Genomic DNA, 23,709 nt, shown 5'->3' on the forward strand with positions numbered 1-23,709 from the left:
CAAGCGCAGGCAAATAATCTATTTATAAAAAAATCGCCATCCTGTCCTAAAGACACAATAAAAAATGCAATGAATGGCTTGAGCCTTTTGACAAGCATGTTTATACAGCGGCAATTATATGGCATAGTCATTTTGATAAAATCGGGTCTAAAATATCCAAATGGGCCGATAAACACAGGGTTAAATTTATGAATTTAATGAAGAAAATTGTAATTCTTCTGTCTTTAGCAGCAACGCCAATGGCGGCAAATGCGGTTGAATCACTTGCAGCAGCGCCTGCAGTTGCAAAGCCTGTTGAGGCTGCAATCACCCCGCCAGCCGCACCAGATGCAGCGACAGCGCCCGCTGAAGATGGCGCTCAGGCGCCAAAGGCGGCAGCGTCTAAGGATGGTTCTTTGCCAGGCTATACGCCCATGGCGCCTACCCCTGGCATTGGTATGCCTGTGAACAAAGAGATTGATTTCCAAGAGCAATTTAGCCCGACCGGTGTCTATGCGAAAAATATCAATAATAAGATATTATTGCCGCTTATCGTCGCGATCAGCTTGTTCGTGTTGTTCTTACTTTTCTATGTGATGATTCGTTTCCGTAAGAAAGAGGGTGTTGAGCCATCAAAAACAACGCATAATAGCTTGATTGAGGTGGTGTGGACTATCATTCCTGTTGTTATCCTGCTTGCTATTGCTGTTCCTTCATTGGATTTGCTTGCAAAACAATTTAAGCCAGCGCCTGCGGATGCGGTGACGATTAAAGTAACTGGATATCAATGGTATTGGGGTTATTCCTATCCTGATCATGGCGATTTTGAAGTTGTTTCAAATATGTTGAAAGAAAAAAATGAGGTTGCGGCTGGTGAGCGTTTCCGTACCGACCGAGATGGCCCTCGTCTATTGGCGGTGGATAATCGCATGGTTGTGCCTGCGGGCGTGCCACTTCGCATTCAAACAACGGCGGCCGATGTAATTCATAGCTTTGCTGTTCCTGCCATTTGGTTTAAACTTGATGCTGTTCCTGGCCGTTTGAATGAAAAGGCGGTAACGATTACAAAGCCTGGTGTGTATTTCGGTCAATGTTCTGAACTTTGCGGTGCGCGTCATGGATTTATGCCTATTGTGGTGGAGGCATTGCCCCCTGAAAAATTCGCCGCATGGGTAAAGGCCAATGGCGGCATGATGCCAGCAGAAATTAAGGCGAAAAAAGCGGCTGAAGAAGCGGCGGCTAAGGCTGCTGCGGCAAAGGCCAAGGCGGATGCAGCAAAGGCAGAAGCGGCAAAGGCTGCCGAAGCCCCTGCCGCAGATGCAGCCGCCGCGCCGGCAGCAAAATAATATTCGCTTAGTGAAAAAGAATATTTGAAGTAAATTTGAATAGATTAAAGGTTCAATTATAATGACAACAATAGCAGCAAATCCGGCAGATGCCCACGATCACGGCCATGATGCTGATCATAAGCCAGCATTTTTTGCCCGTTGGTTTTTGTCCACCAATCATAAGGATATTGGCACGCTTTATCTAATTTTTGCGATTTGCGCAGGGATTATCGGCGGCGGTATTTCTGGTTTAATGCGTCTTGAATTGGCGCATCCTGGAATTCAATATCTAACCGGTTGGGCATCGATGATGCAGGGCAGTGAAGCCAGCATGGATCAGGCATTGCACATGTGGAATGTGTTGATTACCGCGCATGGCCTTATCATGGTGTTTTTCATGGTGATGCCCGCGATTATCGGCGGATTTGGTAACTGGTTTGTTCCTTTGATGATCGGTGCGCCGGACATGGCGTTTCCCCGCATGAATAATGTTAGCTTTTGGTTGACGGCTGTGGCGTTTATCATGTTGCTTGGCTCGACCTTTGTTCCTGGCGGAACGGGGCTTGGCGCCGGCACAGGTTGGACGGTATATGCGCCGCTTTCAACTTCTGGCTCGGTTGGTCCTGCGGTTGATATGGCAATTTTCTCGCTTCACTTGGCGGGTGCTGCCTCCATTTTAGGTGCGGTGAACTTTATCACCACCATTTTCAACATGCGTGCGCCGGGCATGACCCTTCATAAAATGCCATTATTTGTATGGTCGGTTTTGGTAACTGCATTTTTGCTATTGCTTGCTTTGCCAGTATTGGCAGCGGCGATTACCATGTTGCTTGCCGATCGTAATTTTGGCGCGGCATTTTTTGATGCTTCTGGCGGCGGTGACCCTGTTCTTTACCAGCATTTATTCTGGTTCTTTGGTCACCCCGAAGTTTATATTATGATTTTGCCAGGATTTGGTATTATCAGTCACATTATTTCAACGTTCAGCCGTAAACCAATATTTGGTTATTTGGGCATGGCCTATGCCATGGTCGCCATTGGTGTGGTTGGTTTTGTTGTGTGGGCGCACCACATGTTCACCACGGGGATGAGTGTGAATACAAAAATGTATTTCACCGCTGCCACCATGGTTATTGCGGTTCCCACAGGGATTAAGATTTTTAGCTGGATTGCCACCATGTGGGGCGGCTCTATCACTTTCAAAACTCCCATGGTGTGGGCAATTGGATTTATCTTCATGTTCACCGTTGGCGGCGTGACCGGTGTGGTCTTGGCCAATGGCGGCGTAGATGATAATATGCATGATACCTATTATGTTGTGGCCCACTTCCACTATGTGCTCTCGCTTGGCGCGGTATTCTCTCTCTTTGCAGGATTTTATTATTGGTTCGCAAAAATGAGCGGGCGTCATTTGAACGAATTTTTGGGTCATCTGCACTTTTGGGTATTCTTCATCGGCGTGAATGTGCTGTTCTTCCCCATGCACTTCTTGGGTAACAGCTCAATGCCACGCCGTTATCCTGACTATACCGATGCGCATGCATATTGGAATGAAATTGCCAGCTATGGTTATGCGATTATGGGTGTTGGCATGATTATCTTCTTCATCAATGTGTTCTGGTCATTATTGGCTGGTCGCAAGGCAGAGGGTAATTATTGGGGTGAAGGTGCAACCACATTGGAATGGACATTGTCCAGCCCGCCACCATTCCACCAATTTGAAACATTGCCTGTTATTAAATAAGCAGCTTTGGCGGAGCGAAATGCTCCATCAAATTGGATGATATATTTATTAAGGGGGGCTTGGCATACAGGCCCCCCTTTTACCAAAATGACCGATATTTATTCGTTTTAATGTTAAGAATTACGGTCATAAATTAGAGGTTGAATAAAAAGCATATGGCAAAATTGCCCGGCGATAATTTAAAAGCAGCAGAGCCAATATTGGGCGATAATAATGTTGCTTTGCCTGCGGAATGGCGGGATTTTTTGGCATTGACCAAGCCGCGCGTGATGAGCCTTGTCGTCTTTACCGCGTTGTGTGGATTATTGGCCGCGCCGGGATATATTCATCCGGTGATGGCTTTTATCGCGATTTTATGCATTGCCGTTGGCGCGGGGGCGTCGGGCGCATTAAACCAATGGTATGAGGCGGATGTCGATGCGAAAATGGACCGCACCTCAAAACGCCCCTTGCCCGATGGGCGCATGGAAAGGGAAAATGCATTATATTTTGGTGTGATATTGGGCGCATTTTCGGTCGGTATCATGGCGGTATTTGTTAATTGGATATCAGCGGGTATTTTGGCCTTTTCTATTTTCTTTTATGCAGTGGTTTATACTATTTGGTTAAAACGCTCCACGCCGCAAAATATTGTTATTGGCGGTGCAGCTGGTGCATTTCCGCCTGTTATTGGGTGGGCGGCGGTGACGGGTGATATTAGCATGCTGCCAATTTTAATGTTCCTCATCATATTTTTATGGACGCCGCCACATTTTTGGGCGCTCGCCTTGTTTATGAAAACCGACTATGCAAAGGCCGGTATCCCCATGTTGCCCGTGGTGGCGGGGCAAAAAACCACGCGAAATCAAATTTTGCTTTATTCAATTATCCTGACCCCCTTTGTCATCGCGCCATGGGCGCTTGGCTATACTTCCTATATTTATGGTGCGGCATCGATAATTTTATCGGCAATATTTTTGTTTTTAGCGGTGCAAATTTGGCGCAATGATGCCATAAATGTCGAAGGCATGAAGCCGGAAAAGCAAATGTTTGCATTTTCAATTTTATATTTATTCGCTCTTTTTGCGTTAATGGCTTTGGATAGGCAGATTTTATGATCGAAGAACGTAAAGACAGGCTTTCGGTTGAAGAAAGCAAGATTATTAAGGCGAGACAGGAAAGCCGCGCATCCATTATGGGATATGTGTTGTTGGCCCTTGCATTATTATGTTTTGCCGGAACCATTGTGAAAATAGGATTATTATCATGAGCGACCAAGGCAATCCTCCTAAACATAACCCACAATCTTCGCCAGCGCGGCCAAACAATAATGTAAAAACGGCGCTGATGGCAGGTGCAATTGCCATTTCAATGGTGGGGGTTGGCTTTGCCGCTGTTCCCTTATATCAAATTTTTTGTCAGGTAACGGGTTTTGGCGGCACGACTATGCGCGTTGATGAGGCAAAGGCCGCGATAGTGAAGGCGTCGGGCAAGAAAATTTATGTCCGTTTTGATGCGAATCAACGTTCTGACCTACCATGGGAGTTTAAACCTGAAAATCCGGTGGAACAAACCGTCATCGGGCAAAAAGATATGGCGATATTTACCGCAAAAAATTTGGCGGCTCGTCCGGTAACAGGAATTGCGACATTTAATGTGACGCCCACACAAGCAGGTAAATATTTCAATAAGATACAATGTTTTTGTTTTAATGAACAAACGTTGAAAGCGGGCGAGGAAGTGCGTATGCCCGTTTTATATTATGTGGATCCAAAAATTTTAACCGATCCAGATACCAAAGATATTGAAGAAATAACCTTAAGCTATACCTTCTTCCCTGTGGACCAGTCGGAAAAGTGACGCTAAAGGGGTTGTAATAAACATCATTTTCGCGTTTTAAGAATAACGCAAATTTTGGGGAATAAAAATGGCCGGAGCCAAAAATCACGATTATCACATTCTGCCACCAAGTGTCACACCGATACTTGGTTCATTCGCTGCACTTATCATGTTTTTTGGCATGGTCATGATGTTCCACGCCGAACATTTTGGTTCGGGCGGGAAATATGTATTTGGTGCGGGCTTAATTGCCGTGCTTTATACTTTTTATACATGGTGGGCCGATGTCGTAAATGAGGCGCATGCCGGCGATCATACACCTGTGGTGCAATTGCATTTGCGCTATGGCATGATTTTGTTCATTGCTTCGGAAGTAATGTTCTTTGTCGGTTGGTTTTGGGCATGGTTTGACTTTTCTTTATTCCCTGCACCAATTCAGGTTGTGGACGGCGCGACAGAAACCCTATTCGGTCAAGCGGGCGCAGAGGCATTGTTGCAATGGCCACCAAAGGGCGTTGAAGTATTGGACGCAATGAAGCTTCCTTTGCTTAACACATTAATTCTTCTATGCTCAGGCACCACCATTACATGGGCGCATCACAGCTTGGTCCATGGCGACCGTGAAGGTTTGAAAAAGGGTCTTTGGCTGACCATTTTATTGGGTCTTTTGTTCAGCGCGCTTCAGGTTGTTGAATATGTCGAGGCGCCATTTGCCTTTGCGCAGCTTAACTATGGTTCAGCATTTTTCATGGCAACTGGTTTCCATGGTTTCCACGTCATTGTCGGCACAATCTTCTTAATTGTGTGCTTGGTTCGCACCTATAAGGGGCATTTTACGCCAAAACAGCATTTTGGTTTCGAAGCGGCGGCATGGTATTGGCACTTTGTTGACGTTGTTTGGTTGTTCCTATTCATCACCGTATATATTTGGGGTGGATGGGGCGCACCAATTCACGGATAAGCTGGAAATTTATGGCTGAACAGCCACAATATAAGGGGCGGCCGTCATTATTGCGGGCCGCCCTTTTTGGTCTTTGCCCAAAATGCAATGAACCGGGCATGTTCGTCGGCACTATGTCGATTGACGCGGTTCAATTCGCGCCCAAATGTTCGCGTTGCGGATTGGATTATGATGGGTTTAATGTCGGCGATGGTCCGGCGGCATTTTTGACCATGATAATCGGCACTATTTTAATCATTTTGGCGATGTTGTTGGAGGGGGCGGCGCACCCGCCAATATGGGTTCATGCGCTGCTTTGGATTCCGCTTACCATCATTGGAACGGTATTTGCCCTGCGCCTTGCCAAGGGGATGTTATTAACTCTTGAATATCAAAATAAGGCAAAGGAAACTGGCCGAGATGATATTGTCGGCATGGATAATGGGGGCGTTGATAATGCCCGAAATGATAATATCGGCAAAGAAAATGGCCCCGAATAATGATTTGCGAAGGAATAGCTGATGCAAGAAAATAGTGCGGAAGCACCCGAGAAAAGCAATTTCCCTATCATCGCCACGATCATAGTTATTGCCGCCGTGATGACCATGATTGGCATGGGCATTTGGCAATTGCAAAGATTGGATGAGAAAAAGGCTCTTATTGCATTATATGATGCCAATGCGCAAAAATCGGCGATTGCCTATCCCCCGCTTGGCCCAGTTCAGAATGAAAATATGTTCCGCAGGAGCAGCGCAAATTGCCTATCCGTCATTGGGTGGCAAACGGGATCGGGCAAAGATGCAGGAGGCAAGGCCGGCGTGCGCCATATTGCCGAATGCAGCACCGGTGCAGAAGGGCCAGGGGTTATTATATTATTGGGAATTGATGAGCGCCCGCGCGATAATCCAAATTGGAAAGGCGGGGTGGTCAGCGGCTTTATCACGACCGAGCCGGATAAAAGCAATATTTTGCAAAAGGCATTTGGCGGAAAAAAAATATTGCGACCCATGTTGGTTAGCGATAGCCCGCAAGCGGGGTTAAGAGCGCCTGCGCGGCCGCAATCGGGCGATGTGCCTAATGACCATCTGCTATATGCCATTCAATGGTTTTTCTTCGCCTTTGCTGCATCGGTAATTTATATTCTGGCGCTGCGAAAAAAATTAAAGGGGTGATGACTGATAGATAAATTTGTTATCTTACGCCCCATAAATTAAACCCATTATACGATGATGAGATTATATCAAAAATAAAGCCGCCCTATCATCAAATAAGGCGGCTTTTATTCATTTATGCATGTATATATTATCTTATTTCGGGGATAATACCATCAACATTTGGCGGCCTTCCAATCGGGGTAGGGCCTCTACCTTTGATGCTTCTTTCATATCTTCCTGCACACGTTCCAATAAAGCCATGCCCAATTGTTGGTGCGACATTTCGCGGCCACGAAAACGCAGGGTGATTTTCACCTTGTCGCCATCGCCAATGAATTGCACGATTTTTTTCAGTTTCACCTGATAATCATGGTCATCAATATTGGGACGCATTTTAATTTCTTTAATATCCTGTTTCTTTTGGCTTTTACGCGCAGCATTTGCCTTTTTCTGCGCTTCAAATTTAAATTTGCCAACATCCAGAAATTTACAAACGGGGGGTTCTGCATTGGGAGAAACCTCAACCAAATCAAGACCTACTGCAGCGGCTTGCTCTATTGCTTCTTTGGTATAGAGGACGCCTAAATTCTCCCCTTCTTCGTCAATGACGCGAACTTTATCGGAAAGAATAAAATTATTATAGCGCGGTCCGCCCTTTGGTGGGGGTGTTGGGGCGCGCCTTTGTACTGGGGCTGCGATAGTCAGAACTCCTTTAGTTGTTAATATGACTTATGTTACACGATTAAATGCTAAATAGATATAAATTCCGGCAAGATAAAGAGGGAAAAGCACCTCCCTTTGCGTAATTTTATCTAGGCGTGGCGTAGATGCAACGTTTTGCGTGGAAATTACCTATCCTTTTTATGCGCACGTTCATCCTCTGGCAGGCGCAAAAATTGCTCCCTAATATGTAAATTGCGAATGGCAAAACGCACTTCGCGTAAAAACATGATTAAAGAGGCAATCAGGAAAATCATAGCGATTAAAAATGCAATGGCGATTTGTGTGCCCAAATCAATTTGGAACAAGCCGCCAATGAACAACATGCCGATTAAAATGCTGACTACAATGCCGCTTAACACCGAATGAAAAATGGATAAATTAACAATTTGTATGCGCTTATCATGGTCGCGCAATTCCAAAACGACCAATTCATGCTCCATGCCCGTGCTTTCATCAAAACGATTTTGTAAATCGCGCGATCTATCCACAATGCGGGCCAATCGACCCGTATAAAGATTTAGCAAACTGCCCAATGCGACAAGCAGAAATGCTGGCGTCAACGCAGTGGATAATAGGGTGATGATGGATTCTGTATTGGCAAACATAATCATTGCTATCAAATAAATTTGGATATCATTATATTAGTGGCGAATTTTGTCATGAATATCCATCATTTTATTGAGAGAATAATATTTTAACATGGGCGCGCAGCATTTGGTCATTATCGTACATTATATTTTATGTGAATCTGTCCCACGTGAAATTACAAAATTGTAATCTTTGCAATTTATTTAATGTGCGATACAAAGCCGCATGGAAAATGATAAATCACTATCGGATAAAGCCACATCGGATAAAGCCACATCGGATAAAGCCATATCGGATAGGACGAACACCGGGCAGCCGAGCAATAAGCAGCCGACCAAATTTGATCCCAAATCAGTTCATAAATTTTTGGGTAAAATTGGCCATGGCGGTTTTTTGGATATGGGTTTTGAGGGGCATGGCGATGATTGGGTCGAATTGTCATTAAATTGGCGCGAGGATTTGGTCGCAGATGCCAAAAATGGCGTTTTGGCATCCTCTGTGGTGATTAGTTTGATGGATAATGCGTGCAGCATTGCAATTTGGAACAAGGTTCAGGAATTTAGACCTCAGGTTACAATGGACCTGCGCGTTGATTATTTACGGCCATCGCCAAAGGGCGCGAAAATTTTTGGCCGGGGCATATGTTATCATGTGACCCGCCGCATTGGTTTTGTGCGCGGGGTGGCGCATAATGGCGATATTGACAGCCCGCTTGCCCATGTCAGCGGCACATTCATCCGTTTGCCAGGGGGGTTTTGATGATGAACAAGGTGTTTGACCAATTGCCCCCCTATGCCGCGGCATTGGGCGTGGAAATTTTGGGCCAAGAAAATAATATGCCTATTATTACCATGCCCTATAGCGATAAGGTGGCGGGGCGTCCAGGATATTGGCATGGCGGCGCGATGAGCGCGATTTTGGAAATGGCAGCAATCGCCGCAATTATGACCAAATTAAATATGCTGGACGATGAAATTTCTTTTAAGCAGGTAAATGTGACGGTCGATTTTTTACGCGGCGGGGTTCAGGCGCCGATACAGGCCGTGGGTATTATCACGCGCATTGGCCGCACCTTGGCAAATGTGGAGGCGGTGGCATGGCAGGATGACCGCCATAAATTGGTCGCATCCGCGCAAATGCATTATTTGTTGGAAGCTGCAGGGAAATAAAAAATAGTTATTTCATGCGGCATTGCTGGGTAAGCGGCTTTGTTATTCCTTTTATATATGCGCTTTATAAGCGCTCTATGCCTCGCCCTGTGTATCGACCATGGCGGCGGCCAGTGCATCTTCGGGTGACTTTCCACCCCAAATAATGAATTGGAAAACGGGGTAAAAACGCTCAACCTCGTCAATTGCAACGTCAATCATGGTTTGGGCCTGTTCAATGCTCAACATGCCATTGGGGGGTAATAAAGAACCATTGCGGAATAAAATAGTATGATTTGACGACCATAGGTCGAAATGGCCAATCCATAATTGTTCATTTATCAAACCCAGCGCGGTATAGATATTTTGCAATTTATCGGCAGGTGCTTTTAATTCAGGGAAAATAATGATTTGCAGGGCATTATCTTCCTCCCGCCAGACAATGCGCATTTGATAAACAGACCAGCTGCCCTTTATCTCTGCGGTAATTTCATCATCATTTATTTGTTCATGGGCCCAACCACGGGCGTCAAATAATGCATTTAGCATTTCAACAGGGGCGAGCTCATCTCGGCCAAATGCTTCCATTTCATCATCATTATAGCGCATAATTTTTTGCCCTTGCACTGAACCATCATGCCGCCAACATAAATTTATGCAGCTGTGCATTGGTCCAGTTACAATTGCAAATGCCGATAATGAAGCCGACTATCAAGCATTTTACAAATTCCGCCCCCTTTATATTGTGGGATGTTTGTGGAAAACTATTAAAATTCTATTCTATTTTTTGCCGCTGGGCTTTTTCTTTGGCGCAGTTTTTGGTGCATCTTTTGCTGCAGTATCTGCCTTTTTGGCGGCAGGAGCGGCGGATGCAGCGGCGATGCTGTTCTCCAAAGCCTCGATACGTTTTTCCAACATAACGCTTTTTTCGCGGGCTTTTTGCGCCATTGCCTTAACCGCGTCAAATTCTTCACGGCTGACCATGTCCAAATCGCTAAACCATCCACGGGCTTTTTCTTTAAAATTATTCTCGGCCTCTCTGCCCACACCGGCCACTGTGCCCGCCACGCCATTTATCATTTTGGCAAAATCTTCGAAAAATTTATTCTCGCTTTGCATTTTTCATCTCCAGCTAATCTATCTTAATTTAATATATGCATTCTTATTCAATAATTGAAGTGGCCGCCGGTGCATAAAGTGTTTCTGCATCTGGATTTAACATATCAATTTGATAATTTAACAAAGTCGCAAAGCTTAACCATGCCAAATATGGCACCATCAGCCATGCCGCCAATTTGCGTATTTTGCCAAAAGCAAAAGTGGTTGCAATGGCACAGCCCAAAATACAGATAATTAAATATAGCGCATAGGTAATTTGATGCCCCCCAAAAAATAAAGGTGACCATGCAAGGTTAAGCGCCAATTGCATCAAAAATAATATTATGGCAAGGCCGCGTCCCTTGGCCCCGCGCGCGTTCAAAATTAACGCAAAGGCAAAGGCAATCATGGCATATAATATTGTCCATGCAATGGGAAAGACCCAGCCAGGAGGTTGAGCCGCAGGGCGCTCAAGCATTTGGAACCAGCTATTTTCTTCCCCTGATCCCGATACCGCGCCCGATAAAAATCCCAAAAATAAAATGGTGGGGACGATGAATAATGCCCAGCGTAAAAGGGACATTTTTAATTGTTGGGGGGATGCCAATTGCCGCATGATGGTGACCTTATTATTTTGAATAAATTATATTATCCTCATGGCATAAAATGACATTATTGCACATAAATAAAAACCCCCGATTTGTAAAAATCAGGGGTTTAAATTTTTTACAGCCCAAATATTCTTTGGGTACAATTTTTTGCAAATTATTTGCGCGCGCCTGAAAGGCCCATTGATCCAAATGCGCCCGCTTTTACTTCGCCGGTCAACGCATCGCCATCAACGGTTGCAGTGCCTTCCAAAGTCATTGGCATTGGCACGGTCATGTTCATTGTCCATGTCAATATATTGCCGTCAACTTTACCATCGGTAATGTCCATTGTGCCCAGGCTGCCGGCCATGCTGCCGGTCCATGTTGCGCCATCGCTGTTCACGGTTAAAACGCCGCTTTGGTCGCCCATGGGGCTTTTAATTGTGACATTATATTCGCCATCTACTGCTGACATTGTTCCTTGCTCCTTTTTCTCATTCAATAATTTTGTAGCATTTGCTGCAACAGGAGTAGCAGCATTTTCCTGCATTTCAATTGGCAATCCTAATTGTTCCAATTGCGGTTTTACTTTTGCAGCATCGCCAATAACCATCCATGTTATTTTCGTAGCGTCAACCAATGAACGCATTTCATCATTCATCGCCTTTGCGGTTAAGCCGCGATATTGATTGGCCAAGGTCTCGGCATAATTAAAGGGACGTTTGGCGAGTCGGTCGGCCTGCATTTGGGCCAAAACATCGCTTGATTGTTCATAGCTGCCCGGCAATTCCAAAACATTGCCCTTTATCGTGCGGTCCAATTCCTCCGCCGTTACACCATTGGCGCCATTATATGCATTTAATTGGTCCATCAATGCTTGAACCGAAGGGCCTGTTTGGTTGGTTTGCACGGGGGCAAGCATGAAATAGGGCACTTCATGTTCGGCATTGAAAACTTGCGCCCGCACACCATAGGACCAGCCCTTTGTCTCACGCAAATCCATGTTAATGCGCGATAGGAATGATCCGCCAAATACTTCATTTGCCGCGCGGAAGGTCAGCAAATCATCGCTGCCCTTCTTGCCCGTAACCATGGCGCCAAGCACCAATGATTGCGGCGAATTTGGCCGATCGATTAACAGGATTTTGGAGATTGTTTTGGGGTTTTCAACATTGAAATTTTTGGCAGGGGCAGCCTTGCCCGATCCCTTCCATTTGCCAAAGCGCTGATTAAGCTCCTTGGTAATGGTGGCTAAATCGGTATCGCCGACGACGAAAATTTCTGCCTTTTCAGGATGCATCCATGCTTTATGGAAATTGACCAAATCATCACGGGTAACCGCCGAAACCGTTTGGGTATATCCACTGCCTGTTAAGGGCGTGTGATAGGGATGGTCTTTAGCAAAAATAAGCTCGGGCAATTTGCGAAATGCGGTGCCTTGCGGTTGTGTCTCTTCGCCCGCAATACGGGTGATTTGCTGTGTCCGAACACGCTCAATCTCTTTATTTGCAAAGGCAGGATTTTTAATAATATCTGCCAATAAATCCAATGAAGGGGACAGATTATCCTTTACCGCGCGCAGCGAAATTGTGGTGCGGTCAAGCGATGCACCCGCGCCAATGCTGGCTCCCAAACGTTCCTGTGCCTCGGCAATTTGAACCGAATTCAGGCTGGTCGTGCCTTCTTCCAATAAATTGGTCATCATAGATGTAATGCCCAATTTATCTTTGGGATCGGCGGCCTGTCCGGCATCAAAGCTAAATGCCACGCGCACCATCGGCACGGCATCGCGCTTGGCAAAAAATAATTTAATGCCATTATTTAATGTTGCGCTTTCAACCACAGGAAAATCCAATTCTGGCGTTGGGCCTGCCTCTGGAAATTTGCTGCGATCGCCGTCAAATGCTTTTAACGCTTCTCCATTATTGATTTTTTCAGGTGACATATAATAATTGGGTGCGGCAAAGGCGCTATTTTCATTATTGGTGAAACCTGAACTTAAATTTTCAGGCGCAATAACACCGCCGCCGCCGCTTACTTCTTTATATTCTTCTCTTTCACCGGGGATAACCTTTATTTCCGCCATGGGGCGGGAAAGCCATTTTTTCATTGATGCGACAACCGAAGCGGGGTCAACATTGGCAAGGCGGTTTAACTCCGCCTTATAATAGTTGGAATCGCCGGCAAATAATTTGCCCTGCGCCAATGCAGTGGCCTTGCCCCCAAAACCGCCAACTTGTTCCAAACCGCTAATATAATCGGCGGCCTCGCTTGCCGCGACGCGCTGCACCTCATCCTTGGTAGGGCCATTGGCGATATAATCGGCCATAATCTCGTCAAGCCTTTTGGTCGCGGCATCGGCATCTCCGCCATTTTTAATATCCATGCTGACGGAAAATAGGCTGCCATGCATGAACGGCAGGACAGAGGCCGAAACGCGCACGGCCAATTCCTCATCCCGCACCAAAATATTGTCTAAGCGAGAGGAAGAAAGGCCGCCCAATACCGACGCGCCAACGCGCAAGGGCGTAAATTCGGGATCGGCAAGGCCCGGCACAACCCAGCTGCGTGAAATACGGGTAACGGGCACTTTATCCTTCATCACAATTTTCTTATCCGCATCCAAAGTGGGGATGGGCGCGTTGACCGGCTCTACTTTCTTGCCGCGCGGAATATCGCCAAACCATTTTTGAACGGCGGTTTTTGCCTCGGCTGTATTTATATCACCGGCTAGGACCAAAATCGCATTATTGGGGCCATAATGATCCGTGAACCATTGTTTCATATCGTCTAAAGATGCAGCTTCCAAATCCTCCAATGATCCAATGGTGCTGTGTCCATAGGGGTGGCCCTCGGGAAATAATAATTTAATCTGTTCATAATTGACAAGGCCAAAGGGTTGATTGTCACCTTGGCGTTTTTCGTTGGAAACCACGCCAATTTGATTGTCCAATTTTTCCTTATCAATGGCGTTTAACAAATGACCCATTCGGTCCGATTCCAAAAATAATGCGGAATCCAGCGCACTGGTCGGCACGGTTTGGAAATAATTTGTACGGTCCAGCCATGTGGTTCCATTATAATCAGTTGCGCCAATGCGTTGTAAATATTGGAAAAAATCACCGTCGGCATTTTCTGATCCATTGAACATAATATGTTCAAATAAATGGGCATAGCCTGTCTTGCCCTTTGGTTCATGTTTTGACCCCACATCATACCAAATGGAAACCGCCACTATGGGGGCTTTGCGATCTTCATGCACGATAACGGTTAGGCCATTATCCAATGTAAATTCCTCATGCGGGATATCCACTTTGGACACCAAATCGGCAACCGGTGCGCCCTTAAATTCAGGTGCTTTTTTGGCGGGCGCGGCGGCCATAGCGGGAAGGTTGAACGACACAGCCATCACCGATGTTGCACTTAACAATGCGGCGGCCAATTTAAGTTGACGAATATTCATAAATGGGATCCCTCTTTGAATGCGTCCGAAACAGGCGCAATTATTATTGATTAAATAGTATCGCGCCATTGGAAAGATGCAAATTTTTTGACCCTTTGTTTCGACAAACGACATGGCGGCCCGACAAATGGCATGGTTTTTTCATAAATATTCCCAACATGTTTATTGAGTGAAATATAATTTTTATGGAATATGGCCAAAGGGCTTGTGTGGTAAAAATGCAACATTATATTATGGCTATAAGCGCCTAAATATAATTTAGGGAACGGCAATTTTATTTGTTGAAAAGGGCAGCGTATGAATTTGGATAAATATACCGACCGCGCAAAGGGATTTTTACAAAGCGCGCAAACTGTGGCGATACGAATGAGTCATCAGCGCATTACGCCGCTGCACATGTTAAAGGCTTTATTGGAAGATAATCAGGGCATGGCAAGCGGTCTGATGACCAAGGCCGGCGGCGATGCACAGCGTGCGCATGATGATGTGGATAAGGCATTGGCCAAAATTCCGGCGGTTAGCGGCGGCGGAGCAGATACTGCGCCCGGATTAAATAATGATCTGGTGCGTATAATGGATTTGGCCGAGCAGGCAGCGGAAAAAGCAGGCGACAGCTATGTCACGGTGGAGCGTATTTTATTGGCGTTCAGCCTGTCCCGTACAAGCGAGGCAGGGCGTATTCTGGCTGATGCTGGATTAACCGCAGAGGCATTAAATGGCGCGATAAACGACCTTCGCGGCGGGCGCACCGCCGACACGCAAAGCGCAGAAGATCGCTATGATGCATTGAAAAAATTTGCGCGTGATTTGACCGAAGTGGCGCGGGAAGGTAAATTAGACCCCGTTATTGGCCGCGATGAGGAAATACGCCGCACCGTCCAAATTCTTGCCCGCCGGACCAAAAATAACCCCGTGCTTATTGGTGAGCCTGGCGTTGGTAAAACCGCCATTGCCGAGGGGCTGGCCCTTCGCATTGCCAATGGTGATGTGCCCGATAGTTTGAAGGATCGCAGCCTGATGTCGCTTGACATGGGTTCGTTAATTGCGGGCGCAAAATATCGCGGCGAATTTGAGGAACGGTTAAAGGGCGTTTTGGATGAGGTGAAACAGGCCGAGGGGCAAATCATTCTGTTCATTGATGAAATGCATATTTTAATCGGCGCAGGCAAAAGCGAAGGGGCAATGGATGCGTCCAATTTGTTAAAACCCGCACTTGCGCGGGGAGAGCTGCACTGCATTGGCGCGACCACATTGGATGAATATCAAAAACATGTGGAAAAAGACCCTGCACTGCAACGGCGTTTCCAACCGGTATTTGTTGGTGAACCCACGGTGGAGGATAGTATTTCCATCTTGCGCGGCTTAAAAGAAAAATATGAATTGCACCATGGTGTGCGCATTACCGATGGCGCATTGGTATCTGCCGCGACATTATCCAACCGTTATATTTCGGACCGTTTCCTGCCCGATAAAGCCATTGATTTAATGGACGAGGCGGCAAGCCGTATCCGTATGGAGGTGGAATCTAAACCCGAAGAAATTGAAAATTTGGACCGCCGTATCATTCAATTAAAAATTGAGCGTGAGGCACTGCAAAAGGAAAAGGATAGCGCTTCCAAAGACCGATTGGCAAATTTAGAGAATGAACTGGCCAATTTGGAACAGCAATCAAGCGAATTGACCCAGCGTTGGCACGCCGAAAAAGACAAAATTTCGGCCGAAGCCAAGTTGAAAGAGGAATTGGATGCCGCCCGTATTGCGTTGGAGCAGGCGCAAAGGGCAGGTGATTTGGCCAAGGCGGGTGAATTGCAATATGGTACAATTCCTCAATTGGAAAAGAAATTGGCAGAGGCCAGCGAACAGGCCGGAAATGCCATGTTACGTGAAGAAGTAACTTCGGAAGATATTGCCTCCGTCGTGTCCAAATGGACCGGAATCCCCGTTGATCGGATGATGGAGGGGGAGCGTGAAAAGCTGCTCGCCATGGAAGAGGTGATTGGCAAGCGCGTTATCGGCCAAAAAGATGCGGTGGATGCTGTGTCAAAGGCGGTGCGCCGGTCACGTGCGGGGTTGCAAGATCCCAACCGTCCGCTTGGCAGTTTTCTATTCCTTGGCCCAACGGGCGTAGGTAAAACGGAGCTGACCAAGGCATTGGCATCATTTTTATTTGATGATGACAGCGCGATGCTGCGTATAGATATGAGCGAATTTATGGAAAAGCACAGCGTGGCGCGGCTTATCGGTGCGCCTCCGGGCTATGTTGGTTATGAAGAGGGCGGTGTTTTAACCGAATCGGTTCGCCGTCGTCCATATCAAGTTATTTTATTTGACGAGGTGGAAAAGGCGCATGGCGATGTGTTTAACATTCTGCTTCAGGTGTTGGACGATGGCCGTTTAACCGATGGACAGGGGCGCACGGTTGATTTTGCCAATACGCTTATCATCCTTACCTCCAACCTTGGTTCGCAGCATTTGGCCGCATTGGAAGATGGCGAGGATGTGGCAAAGGCCGAACCGGCGGTGATGGAAATTGTGCGCGGGCATTTCCGGCCCGAATTTCTTAATCGTTTGGATGAAATTGTGCTGTTCCACCGCCTTGGCGCGGCGGATATGGAACCCATTGTGGAAATTCAGGTGGCGCGGGTTCAAAAATTACTAAAAGACCGCAAAATCAATATAGAGCTTAGCGATAAGGCAAAATCATGGCTTGGCCGTGTGGGATATGATCCGGTTTATGGGGCGCGGCCATTAAAACGTGCGGTGCAAAAATATTTGCAAGACCCGCTGGCTGATTTAATCCTGCGTGGGGATGTGCCCGATGGCAGCACGCTGAAAATTGATGATGGTGACGGCGCATTGAATATAAAGGTAGGGAAGAAGTAAATATTCCATACTATAATTATAGGCTGGTATTTATAATGATAAATGGCGGCCTATTTTATGGCTTGCCCTGTTAAATCAATAAAGGGCAATGATGGGAAAACGCCTACTCGACAATGACATAAAAAATTGCCATTGATGCGGTAAATTTTACAAAGGATAAATAAATGCCATCAGGTCTTGCCGCATTATTGGATGATATTGCCACCATTGCAAAGGTGGCGGCAGCATCGGTTGATGATATTTCATTGGCGGCAGGTAAGGCCAGTACAAAGGCGGCCGGCGTGGTGATTGACGATACCGCCGTAACCCCGCAATATGTGACCGGATTTACCCCCGATCGTGAATTGCCCATTATTTGGCGCATTGCCAAGGGTTCTTTGGTCAATAAATTGGTCTTCATCCTGCCCGCTGCTTTAATGTTAAGCGCGTTTCTGCCCTGGCTTATCACCCCTATTTTGATGATAGGCGGGGCATATTTATGTTTTGAGGGCGCGGAAAAAATCATCCATAAATTAAGCCCGCATCAAGATGAGACGCTGAAAGAAAAATTTGAAGAAGTGTGCAGCAAAACGCATGAGGAAGAAATGGTAAAGGGCGCAGTGCGCACCGATTTTATTTTGTCAGCGGAAATTATGGCGATTTCTTTAAAAGAAGTGGCAAGCGATTATCCCCAAATTTGGATGCAGGCGGCGGCCCTTATCATCGTGGCGATTGGGATAACCATCGCGGTTTATGGTGTGGTCGGCTTAATCGTCAAAATGGATGATATTGGGTTGAACCTTGCAAAGCGGGAAAATGGCGGCGTGGCCAAATTTGGACGTGGGATGGTTCTTGCTATGCCGAAATTATTGGGCGCGTTGGCATTTATCGGCACGGCGGCCATGCTGTGGGTGGGCGGTCAAATCATTGTCCACGGCGTTGGTTTGCACCCCAATAATTGGGTGGGGATGCATGACGGCGCGGCGGCATGGATTGCCGATGCGGTTATTTCCGGCATTATCGGCCTTGCCATTGGCGGGGTAATTGCCATGATTTACGGCGCGGCGAAGGGGAAGAAGGCAGGGTGATTGCGCCTTTGCCATAAATAAAAATATCGCCCATTCATTGGGCATAATATTTATTTGACACAAGCTTTTTATTGGCAAATAATATCCCCAATAAATAAAGGGGTTATGTCAATGGCTGTGCGTAATTTGGGCTCACAATATCCTAACCCTTCATATAATGACCCTCATAAAGTAAATTTCTTAATCGATTATGGGCCGAGCGGTGATAATTTGGGAGACCCCTTCAACGGGACCGTGAAAATTGATTGGGCAAGCATTTGCTGGAATGGCGGAATGTTATCCATTTGGGTTGTCGCCGGACCAATATTTTTTAGTTGGTCTGCTTTATTATTATTTATAATTTGTACAGCCTTGGCTTTACTCCTTGGCCATAGCATCGGTTATCATCGTAAAATGATACATAATAGCTTTGAATGTTCTACCATGACCGAATATATTTTAATTTGGTTTGGCGCATGGGTTGGGATGTCAGGCCCCAAGGGGATTATTAGAGCGCATGACCGGCGCGATTGGGCGCAACGACACAAAAAATGCCATCCCTATTTCGCACATAAAAGCCCGATAATCAAAGATGCATGGTGGCAAATATATTGTAAATTGGAACTGGAAAAAGAACCTGAATTTAATTTTAGGTATATAGGCCGCGATCCATTTTATATATGGTTGGAAAAATATTGGCATTGGCAGCAATTGCCTGTTGCAATAATATTTTATCTGGTCGGAGGATGGGCTTGGGTCATATGGGGTGTGGCTGCACGGATCGCCATTTCCAACCATGGGCATTGGTTAATCGGATATTTTGCACATAATAAAGGGCCGCAATCTCATCTTGTATGCGGTGCTGGAGTTCAGGCATTTGATGTTCCATGGGCCGCAATTGTTACCATGGGGGAAGCATGGCATAATAACCATCATGCCTTTCCGGGTTCCGCAAAAATTGGTTTATATAAGCATCAAAGCGATTGGGGTTATGATTTTATTCAATTGATGGAATATTTGGGCGTTTTTTGGAATGTGCAAACACCAGAAAATTTACCGCATCGAGGCGGATTGATACAGGTAAAAGGGCATAATAAGGCCAGCATTATTAACAAAAATAAACAGATAAGGGATCATCTGGCATGATCAAATATTTCGCATTATCGGGCCAGACAGCACCATTAAGATTTGCACTTATAGCATCTATGCTATTATTCTCGCCTTATATTTTTATAATGTTGCTAGCCCATTTTCATCATATCAAATTGACTTTTGATATAGATTTTTGGCTCTTCCCAATCCGCGAAGGCGCAATGATGCCCAGCGGTGAACCGTATATCGCCGTATTTTCCTTTATATTTTGCCTTCTGATTTCTTGGCTATTGGGGATATATGCATTTCGGCGAGCAAATTGGTCTGGTGCTGGACATATGTTTGCCTTGTTTGCCATTGTCCCGACAATTCAAATTTTGGCCGTCTTAATCATCGCTTTCTTTCCTAAAAGCGCTCAATCAAATAATGATGCAGCCTTAGACGATATAAATTTGAACGGTGAAAAAAATAAAAAAGATATTTTAATAGGCATTTTATCAGGCGGCACCATCATTGTCATGTCGGTCGTGGTGTCGGCGTTAACTTTTGGCGCATATGGATGGGGTTTATTTGTCGCAACACCGTTAATTGTCGGGGCGACCACGGCCTATATTTCAAATCGCAATGCCGCTTTGTCGCAAAGTCAAACCAATAAATATGTATTGGCAGCATCCATGCTTGGCACTTTAGCCTTATTGATGTTGGCATTGGAGGGGTTTTATTGCATATTATTAATTGCTCCCTTGGCCATGATAATGGCAATTATTGGTGGGTTTATGGGACGTAGGATTGCCATTGCAAAAAATGGCCGAAGCAGCACATTGTCAAGCATTGCAATGTTGCCATTTATTTTTGCTATTGAGGCCGCAATGCCGCCTGAATTAACAATAAATGCAAGTGAGGAAATCATTATATCGGCATCGCCAAATATCGTATGGGATGCATTAACCAGCAATAAACCAATTAATATCTCACCCGGAATTGTTGGGGCTGCTGGTCTGGCCTATCCGTTGAAAAGCGAATTGAAAGCAAAAAAAGAGGGCGGTGAACGAATTGGTGTTTTTTCAACCGGAATGGCCCGTGAAATTATTACTGTTTGGCAGGCTGAACAAAGATTGGAATTTAAGGTTTTGGAACAACCCCCTGCTATGGAAGAAATGAGCCCATATCGCAAAGTTCATGCGCCGCATTTATCAGGATATTTTGATACAGGAAAAACAGAATTCAGCTTAACATCTATGCCAAATAATCGCACCAAATTAACGGTTCGCTCCACGCATATATTACGTATTGACCCAATATTATATTGGGAACCCGTCGCAAGCTGGGCTATTGGTCAAAATATGAAACGTGTATTATTGTCAATCAAAAATGAAGCTGAAAATCGAAAATCCAAAATTATATCCGCCGCATCATATCGCAATTCGGCGGGGTGATTCCAAATTACTTACCATTTCAAGGAACTAAAACCGTGTCCGCCGCTTCCTCCAACATTTTTGGATAATCCAAAGTATAGTGCAGGCCTCGGCTTTCCTTACGCTCCAACGCGCTTTTGACGATAAGTTCAGATGTTTGCAGCAAATTGCGTAGCTCAATCAAATCGGTGGTGACGCGGAAATTGCTATAATAATCTTCCACCTCTTGTTTTAATAAATCTATGCGGTTGCGCGCGCGTTCCAACCTTTTTGTGGTGCGAACAATGCCGACATAATTCCACATGAAACGGCGAATTTCGGTCCATGTCTGCTTAATAACCACTTCTTCATCGCTATCGCTGACGCGGCTTTCATCCCATGGATTTATTTCCGGCGGCGCATCAAAACTATCCCAATTGTCCATAATATGCTTTGCGGCAGACTCGCCAAAAACAAAACATTCAAGCAGGGAGTTGGACGCCAGACGGTTCGCCCCGTGCAGGCCGCTTTCCGCCACCTCACCCGCGGCATATAGGCCGGGCAGGTCGGTGCGCCCGTCCATATCGGTAAGCACCCCGCCACATGTATAATGCTGCGCTGGCACAACGGGAATGGGCCCTTTGGTCATGTCAATGCCAAGGGTGATAAGCTTTTCATAAATATTGGGGAAATGCCCCTTTACAAATTCGGGGTCCTTATGGCTGATATCCAAATGCACATAATCAAGGCCAAGGCGTTTAATTTCATGATCATTGGCGCGGGCAACAATATCACGCGGGGCCAGCTCCATCCGTTCTTTATCAAAATGTTGCATGAAACGTTCACCGCCGCCAGCAACGCCGGGGGGCAGTTTCAAATGGCCACCTTCGCCGCGAACAGCTTCGGTAATCAGGAAGTTTTTCACCTCTAAATTATAAAGGCAGGTGGGATGAAATTGCATCATTTCCATGTTGGAAACCCGCCCGCCCGCCCGCCATGCCATGGCAATGCCATCGCCCGTTGCGCCGCGCGGTGCGGTGGAAAATAAATAACAACGACCCGCCCCGCCGCTGGCCAATATGGTAGCGCGGCCAATATGCGCCTCTACCTTGCCGCTTTTTTCATTTAATGCATAAACGCCCCACACACGCCCCGAACCACTATATCGCGCTTCATGCTTTCCGGTGATAAGGTCAATGGCGGTTTGATGCGGCAAAAGGGTAATGTTCGGATTTTCTTCGGCGGTTTTTAACAATGCCGCCTGCACCGCCCAACCGGTGGCGTCATCCACATGGACAATCCGGCGGTGTGAATGGCCGCCTTCGCGTGTTAAATGCAGATGCTCTGCTTCCTTATTAAACGGAACACCCATGTCGATTAACCGTTCAATCGCGGCGGGCGCATTTTCAATGACATGTTCCACTGCATTACGGCGGTTCAGGCCCGCGCCCGCGACCATGGTGTCATTTATATGATTTTCAAATGTGTCACCCGCATCCAATACGGCGGCAATGCCGCCCTGTGCCCATGCGGTTGATCCGCTTTTCAAATCGCCCTTGGCAAGGACCAGCACCTTATGCTTTTCGGCAAGTGAAATGGCGGCGGTTAACCCCGCTGCGCCCGACCCAATGATGACGATATCATGTTGGTTCATGCCGCCTTCATCTTATCACTGGTCAGGTTTAAGAACACATCTTCCAAATCCGCTTCCTTGGTTGTGACATCAACAATGGATAGGCCAAGCGCCTGCACAACCGAGAGAATTTCACCCGCATTCATACGGTCCTTATTATAGCTTATTTCCAAAATATTGGGGGAGATAAGCTGTGACTTTTCAAATGCATCATGCTGGGGTGCGGTTTCAATATCGCGGTCCAAAGTTAATAAAACAATTTTCTCCCGCGCCATTCCGACCAGTTCAGCTGTCGGTTTATTGGCGATTAACTTACCATGATTGATAATGGCGATACGGTCGCAAAGTTGCTCGGCTTCTTCCAAATAATGGGTGGTCAGCACCACGGTAACACCCTGTTTATTCAATGAAACAACATAGTCCCATAGCTGTTGCCTAAGTTCAATGTCAACCCCCGCCGTGGGTTCATCCAAAATGATAACGGGCGGGGAATGGACCATTGCCTTTGCCACCAATAAACGCCGTTTCATGCCGCCTGAAAGGGTGCGGGAATAGGCATGGGCCTTATCCTCCAAATGCACCGCACGCAGCAAATCCATGGTTTTACGTTCAGCCTTGGGCACGCCATATAATCCTGCGACCAATTCCAATGTTTCGGCAGGGGTAAAAAAGGGGTCAAACACAATCTCCTGCGGCACAATGCCGATATTTAATTTGGCATTTCGGGGGTTTTCATGGATATCAAATCCGCAAATTTCCGCGCTGCCCGATGTTTTATTGACCAGCCCCGCCAATATATTGATGAGGGTGGATTTGCCCGCGCCATTTGGGCCAAGCAGGCCAAAAATCGATCCCTTTGGCACATTAAAGCTGACATCATCCAATGCTTGCTTACCGCCAGCATAAATTTTGGAAAGATTGTTAATAGAGATTGCATTTTCTTGGGTCATTTTGGTGGAATAGCCTAGCACAGGGCCGGTTGCAATTGGGCATTTTGTAATTAATTAATTCTTGGTCTTTCGGGGGTTTGCGGAGGATTTATTGCCCTTTGTAAATTTGCTAATGATCCATTAACCATTGGATTTAAC

Annotated in this window: 22 protein-coding genes; 14 read left to right on the plus strand and 8 right to left on the minus strand. The window is 46.2% G+C overall.

Features of this window, described 5'->3' with window-relative positions; all coding sequences use genetic code 11:
* Positions 1–188 precede the first annotated feature (188 nt).
* The 8 genes from coxB to LPB140_RS03885 all read left to right on the plus strand — a co-directional run bounded on the left by coxB (position 189) and on the right by LPB140_RS03885 (position 6,981).
* On the plus strand, positions 189–1,325 hold the full coding sequence (gene coxB, locus LPB140_RS03855; RefSeq protein ID WP_418346539.1) for a cytochrome c oxidase subunit II: 1,137 nt from the start codon (positions 189–191) through the stop codon (positions 1,323–1,325).
* Between the two features lie 61 nt (positions 1,326–1,386).
* The gene (ctaD, locus tag LPB140_RS03860; protein WP_072558735.1) at positions 1,387–3,051 is read left to right on the plus strand and encodes a cytochrome c oxidase subunit I; all 1,665 of its coding nucleotides are present in this window, start codon (positions 1,387–1,389) and stop codon (positions 3,049–3,051) included.
* Between the two features lie 155 nt (positions 3,052–3,206).
* Positions 3,207–4,148: a heme o synthase gene (gene cyoE, locus LPB140_RS03865; protein WP_083549965.1), complete on the plus strand. Its 942-nt coding sequence runs from the start codon at positions 3,207–3,209 to the stop codon at positions 4,146–4,148.
* The gene (locus LPB140_RS12305; protein ID WP_156874125.1) at positions 4,145–4,300 is read left to right on the plus strand and encodes a cytochrome c oxidase system small membrane protein; all 156 of its coding nucleotides are present in this window, start codon (positions 4,145–4,147) and stop codon (positions 4,298–4,300) included. Before cyoE ends, LPB140_RS12305 begins: the two co-directional genes overlap by 4 nt.
* Positions 4,297–4,890 carry a cytochrome c oxidase assembly protein gene (locus tag LPB140_RS03870; protein WP_072558736.1) on the plus strand — a complete coding sequence of 198 codons (594 nt, stop codon included), beginning with the start codon at positions 4,297–4,299 and terminating at the stop codon, positions 4,888–4,890. Before LPB140_RS12305 ends, LPB140_RS03870 begins: the two co-directional genes overlap by 4 nt.
* Positions 4,891–4,957: 67 nt before the next feature.
* The gene (locus LPB140_RS03875) at positions 4,958–5,830 is read left to right on the plus strand and encodes a cytochrome c oxidase subunit 3 (protein WP_072558737.1); all 873 of its coding nucleotides are present in this window, start codon (positions 4,958–4,960) and stop codon (positions 5,828–5,830) included.
* An 11-nt stretch (positions 5,831–5,841) separates the two neighbouring features.
* Positions 5,842–6,309 (plus strand): DUF983 domain-containing protein, encoded by a 468-nt coding sequence (locus LPB140_RS03880; protein WP_072558738.1) that lies wholly within the window; start codon positions 5,842–5,844, stop codon positions 6,307–6,309.
* A 21-nt stretch (positions 6,310–6,330) separates the two neighbouring features.
* The gene (locus tag LPB140_RS03885; RefSeq protein WP_072558739.1) at positions 6,331–6,981 is read left to right on the plus strand and encodes an SURF1 family protein; all 651 of its coding nucleotides are present in this window, start codon (positions 6,331–6,333) and stop codon (positions 6,979–6,981) included.
* Positions 6,982–7,116: 135 nt separating this feature from the next.
* Here the strand turns inward: LPB140_RS03885 and infC are convergent, their stop codons facing one another.
* Together infC and LPB140_RS03895 are read right to left on the minus strand one after the other, a co-directional pair.
* Positions 7,117–7,662 (minus strand): translation initiation factor IF-3, encoded by a 546-nt coding sequence (infC, locus tag LPB140_RS03890; protein ID WP_072558740.1) that lies wholly within the window; start codon positions 7,660–7,662, stop codon positions 7,117–7,119.
* Between the two features lie 149 nt (positions 7,663–7,811).
* Positions 7,812–8,291 (minus strand): DUF2721 domain-containing protein, encoded by a 480-nt coding sequence (locus LPB140_RS03895; protein ID WP_072560291.1) that lies wholly within the window; start codon positions 8,289–8,291, stop codon positions 7,812–7,814.
* A gap of 208 nt (positions 8,292–8,499) precedes the next feature.
* Here LPB140_RS03895 and LPB140_RS03900 point away from each other — a divergent pair, with 208 nt between their 5' ends.
* Positions 8,500–9,033 carry a PaaI family thioesterase gene (locus LPB140_RS03900; protein WP_083549971.1) on the plus strand — a complete coding sequence of 178 codons (534 nt, stop codon included), beginning with the start codon at positions 8,500–8,502 and terminating at the stop codon, positions 9,031–9,033.
* Entirely contained in the window at positions 9,033–9,443 is a 411-nt protein-coding gene (locus tag LPB140_RS03905) for a PaaI family thioesterase (protein WP_232223447.1), read from the plus strand. The genes LPB140_RS03900 and LPB140_RS03905 overlap by 1 nt, the downstream gene beginning before the upstream one ends.
* Positions 9,444–9,518: 75 nt before the next feature.
* On the opposite strand, the gene LPB140_RS03910 is transcribed toward LPB140_RS03905, so the two are convergent.
* The 4 genes from LPB140_RS03910 to LPB140_RS03925 all read right to left on the minus strand — a co-directional run bounded on the left by LPB140_RS03910 (position 9,519) and on the right by LPB140_RS03925 (position 14,573).
* Positions 9,519–10,031 carry a type III secretion system chaperone family protein gene (locus LPB140_RS03910; RefSeq protein ID WP_072560297.1) on the minus strand — a complete coding sequence of 171 codons (513 nt, stop codon included), beginning with the start codon at positions 10,029–10,031 and terminating at the stop codon, positions 9,519–9,521.
* A 171-nt stretch (positions 10,032–10,202) separates the two neighbouring features.
* Positions 10,203–10,541, minus strand: a complete 339-nt coding sequence (locus LPB140_RS03915) for an accessory factor UbiK family protein (protein WP_072558741.1) — start codon at positions 10,539–10,541, stop codon at positions 10,203–10,205.
* Between the two features lie 43 nt (positions 10,542–10,584).
* Positions 10,585–11,136, minus strand: coding sequence for a TspO/MBR family protein (locus LPB140_RS03920; RefSeq protein ID WP_072558742.1), 552 nt, complete (start codon positions 11,134–11,136; stop codon positions 10,585–10,587).
* 149 nt (positions 11,137–11,285) lie between these two features.
* On the minus strand, positions 11,286–14,573 hold the full coding sequence (locus LPB140_RS03925; RefSeq protein WP_072558743.1) for a M16 family metallopeptidase: 3,288 nt from the start codon (positions 14,571–14,573) through the stop codon (positions 11,286–11,288).
* A 297-nt stretch (positions 14,574–14,870) separates the two neighbouring features.
* On the opposite strand from LPB140_RS03925, the gene clpB reads away from it, so the two are divergent.
* From clpB to LPB140_RS03945, 4 genes are all read left to right on the plus strand, one after another.
* On the plus strand, positions 14,871–17,456 hold the full coding sequence (gene clpB / locus LPB140_RS03930; protein ID WP_072558744.1) for an ATP-dependent chaperone ClpB: 2,586 nt from the start codon (positions 14,871–14,873) through the stop codon (positions 17,454–17,456).
* A gap of 164 nt (positions 17,457–17,620) precedes the next feature.
* Positions 17,621–18,523 (plus strand): DUF808 domain-containing protein, encoded by a 903-nt coding sequence (locus LPB140_RS03935; protein ID WP_072558745.1) that lies wholly within the window; start codon positions 17,621–17,623, stop codon positions 18,521–18,523.
* A 393-nt stretch (positions 18,524–18,916) separates the two neighbouring features.
* Positions 18,917–19,648: an acyl-CoA desaturase gene (locus tag LPB140_RS03940; RefSeq protein ID WP_156874127.1), complete on the plus strand. Its 732-nt coding sequence runs from the start codon at positions 18,917–18,919 to the stop codon at positions 19,646–19,648.
* 284 nt (positions 19,649–19,932) lie between these two features.
* The gene (locus LPB140_RS03945; RefSeq protein WP_156874128.1) at positions 19,933–21,030 is read left to right on the plus strand and encodes an SRPBCC family protein; all 1,098 of its coding nucleotides are present in this window, start codon (positions 19,933–19,935) and stop codon (positions 21,028–21,030) included.
* Between the two features lie 19 nt (positions 21,031–21,049).
* Here LPB140_RS03945 and nadB read toward each other — a convergent pair whose 3' ends face one another.
* Both nadB and LPB140_RS03955 read right to left on the minus strand, forming a co-directional pair.
* On the minus strand, positions 21,050–22,642 hold the full coding sequence (gene nadB, locus LPB140_RS03950) for an L-aspartate oxidase (RefSeq protein WP_072558747.1): 1,593 nt from the start codon (positions 22,640–22,642) through the stop codon (positions 21,050–21,052).
* A complete protein-coding gene (locus LPB140_RS03955; protein ID WP_072558748.1) occupies positions 22,639–23,571 on the minus strand; it encodes an ABC transporter ATP-binding protein in 933 nt (310 codons plus the stop codon). Before LPB140_RS03955 ends, nadB begins: the two co-directional genes overlap by 4 nt.
* Positions 23,572–23,709 lie beyond the last annotated feature (138 nt).

It is taken from the genome of Sphingorhabdus lutea, assembly GCF_001889025.1.
GTDB lineage: Bacteria > Pseudomonadota > Alphaproteobacteria > Sphingomonadales > Sphingomonadaceae > Sphingorhabdus_B > Sphingorhabdus_B lutea.

Coding starts and splice junctions, on each gene's coding strand:
- coxB (WP_418346539.1), top strand. CDS start 189: ATGAATTTAATGAAGAAAATTGTAATTCTTCTGTCTTTAGCAGCAACG.
- ctaD (WP_072558735.1), top strand. CDS start 1,387: ATGACAACAATAGCAGCAAATCCGGCAGATGCCCACGATCACGGCCAT.
- cyoE (WP_083549965.1), top strand. CDS start 3,207: ATGGCAAAATTGCCCGGCGATAATTTAAAAGCAGCAGAGCCAATATTG.
- LPB140_RS12305 (WP_156874125.1), top strand. CDS start 4,145: ATGATCGAAGAACGTAAAGACAGGCTTTCGGTTGAAGAAAGCAAGATT.
- LPB140_RS03870 (WP_072558736.1), top strand. CDS start 4,297: ATGAGCGACCAAGGCAATCCTCCTAAACATAACCCACAATCTTCGCCA.
- LPB140_RS03875 (WP_072558737.1), top strand. CDS start 4,958: ATGGCCGGAGCCAAAAATCACGATTATCACATTCTGCCACCAAGTGTC.
- LPB140_RS03880 (WP_072558738.1), top strand. CDS start 5,842: ATGGCTGAACAGCCACAATATAAGGGGCGGCCGTCATTATTGCGGGCC.
- LPB140_RS03885 (WP_072558739.1), top strand. CDS start 6,331: ATGCAAGAAAATAGTGCGGAAGCACCCGAGAAAAGCAATTTCCCTATC.
- LPB140_RS03895 (WP_072560291.1), bottom strand. CDS start 8,291: ATGTTTGCCAATACAGAATCCATCATCACCCTATTATCCACTGCGTTG.
- LPB140_RS03900 (WP_083549971.1), top strand. CDS start 8,500: ATGGAAAATGATAAATCACTATCGGATAAAGCCACATCGGATAAAGCC.
- LPB140_RS03905 (WP_232223447.1), top strand. CDS start 9,033: ATGATGAACAAGGTGTTTGACCAATTGCCCCCCTATGCCGCGGCATTG.
- LPB140_RS03910 (WP_072560297.1), bottom strand. CDS start 10,031: ATGCGCTATAATGATGATGAAATGGAAGCATTTGGCCGAGATGAGCTC.
- LPB140_RS03915 (WP_072558741.1), bottom strand. CDS start 10,541: ATGCAAAGCGAGAATAAATTTTTCGAAGATTTTGCCAAAATGATAAAT.
- LPB140_RS03920 (WP_072558742.1), bottom strand. CDS start 11,136: ATGCGGCAATTGGCATCCCCCCAACAATTAAAAATGTCCCTTTTACGC.
- LPB140_RS03925 (WP_072558743.1), bottom strand. CDS start 14,573: ATGAATATTCGTCAACTTAAATTGGCCGCCGCATTGTTAAGTGCAACA.
- clpB (WP_072558744.1), top strand. CDS start 14,871: ATGAATTTGGATAAATATACCGACCGCGCAAAGGGATTTTTACAAAGC.
- LPB140_RS03935 (WP_072558745.1), top strand. CDS start 17,621: ATGCCATCAGGTCTTGCCGCATTATTGGATGATATTGCCACCATTGCA.
- LPB140_RS03940 (WP_156874127.1), top strand. CDS start 18,917: ATGATACATAATAGCTTTGAATGTTCTACCATGACCGAATATATTTTA.
- LPB140_RS03945 (WP_156874128.1), top strand. CDS start 19,933: ATGTTTGCCTTGTTTGCCATTGTCCCGACAATTCAAATTTTGGCCGTC.
- nadB (WP_072558747.1), bottom strand. CDS start 22,642: ATGAACCAACATGATATCGTCATCATTGGGTCGGGCGCAGCGGGGTTA.
- LPB140_RS03955 (WP_072558748.1), bottom strand. CDS start 23,571: ATGACCCAAGAAAATGCAATCTCTATTAACAATCTTTCCAAAATTTAT.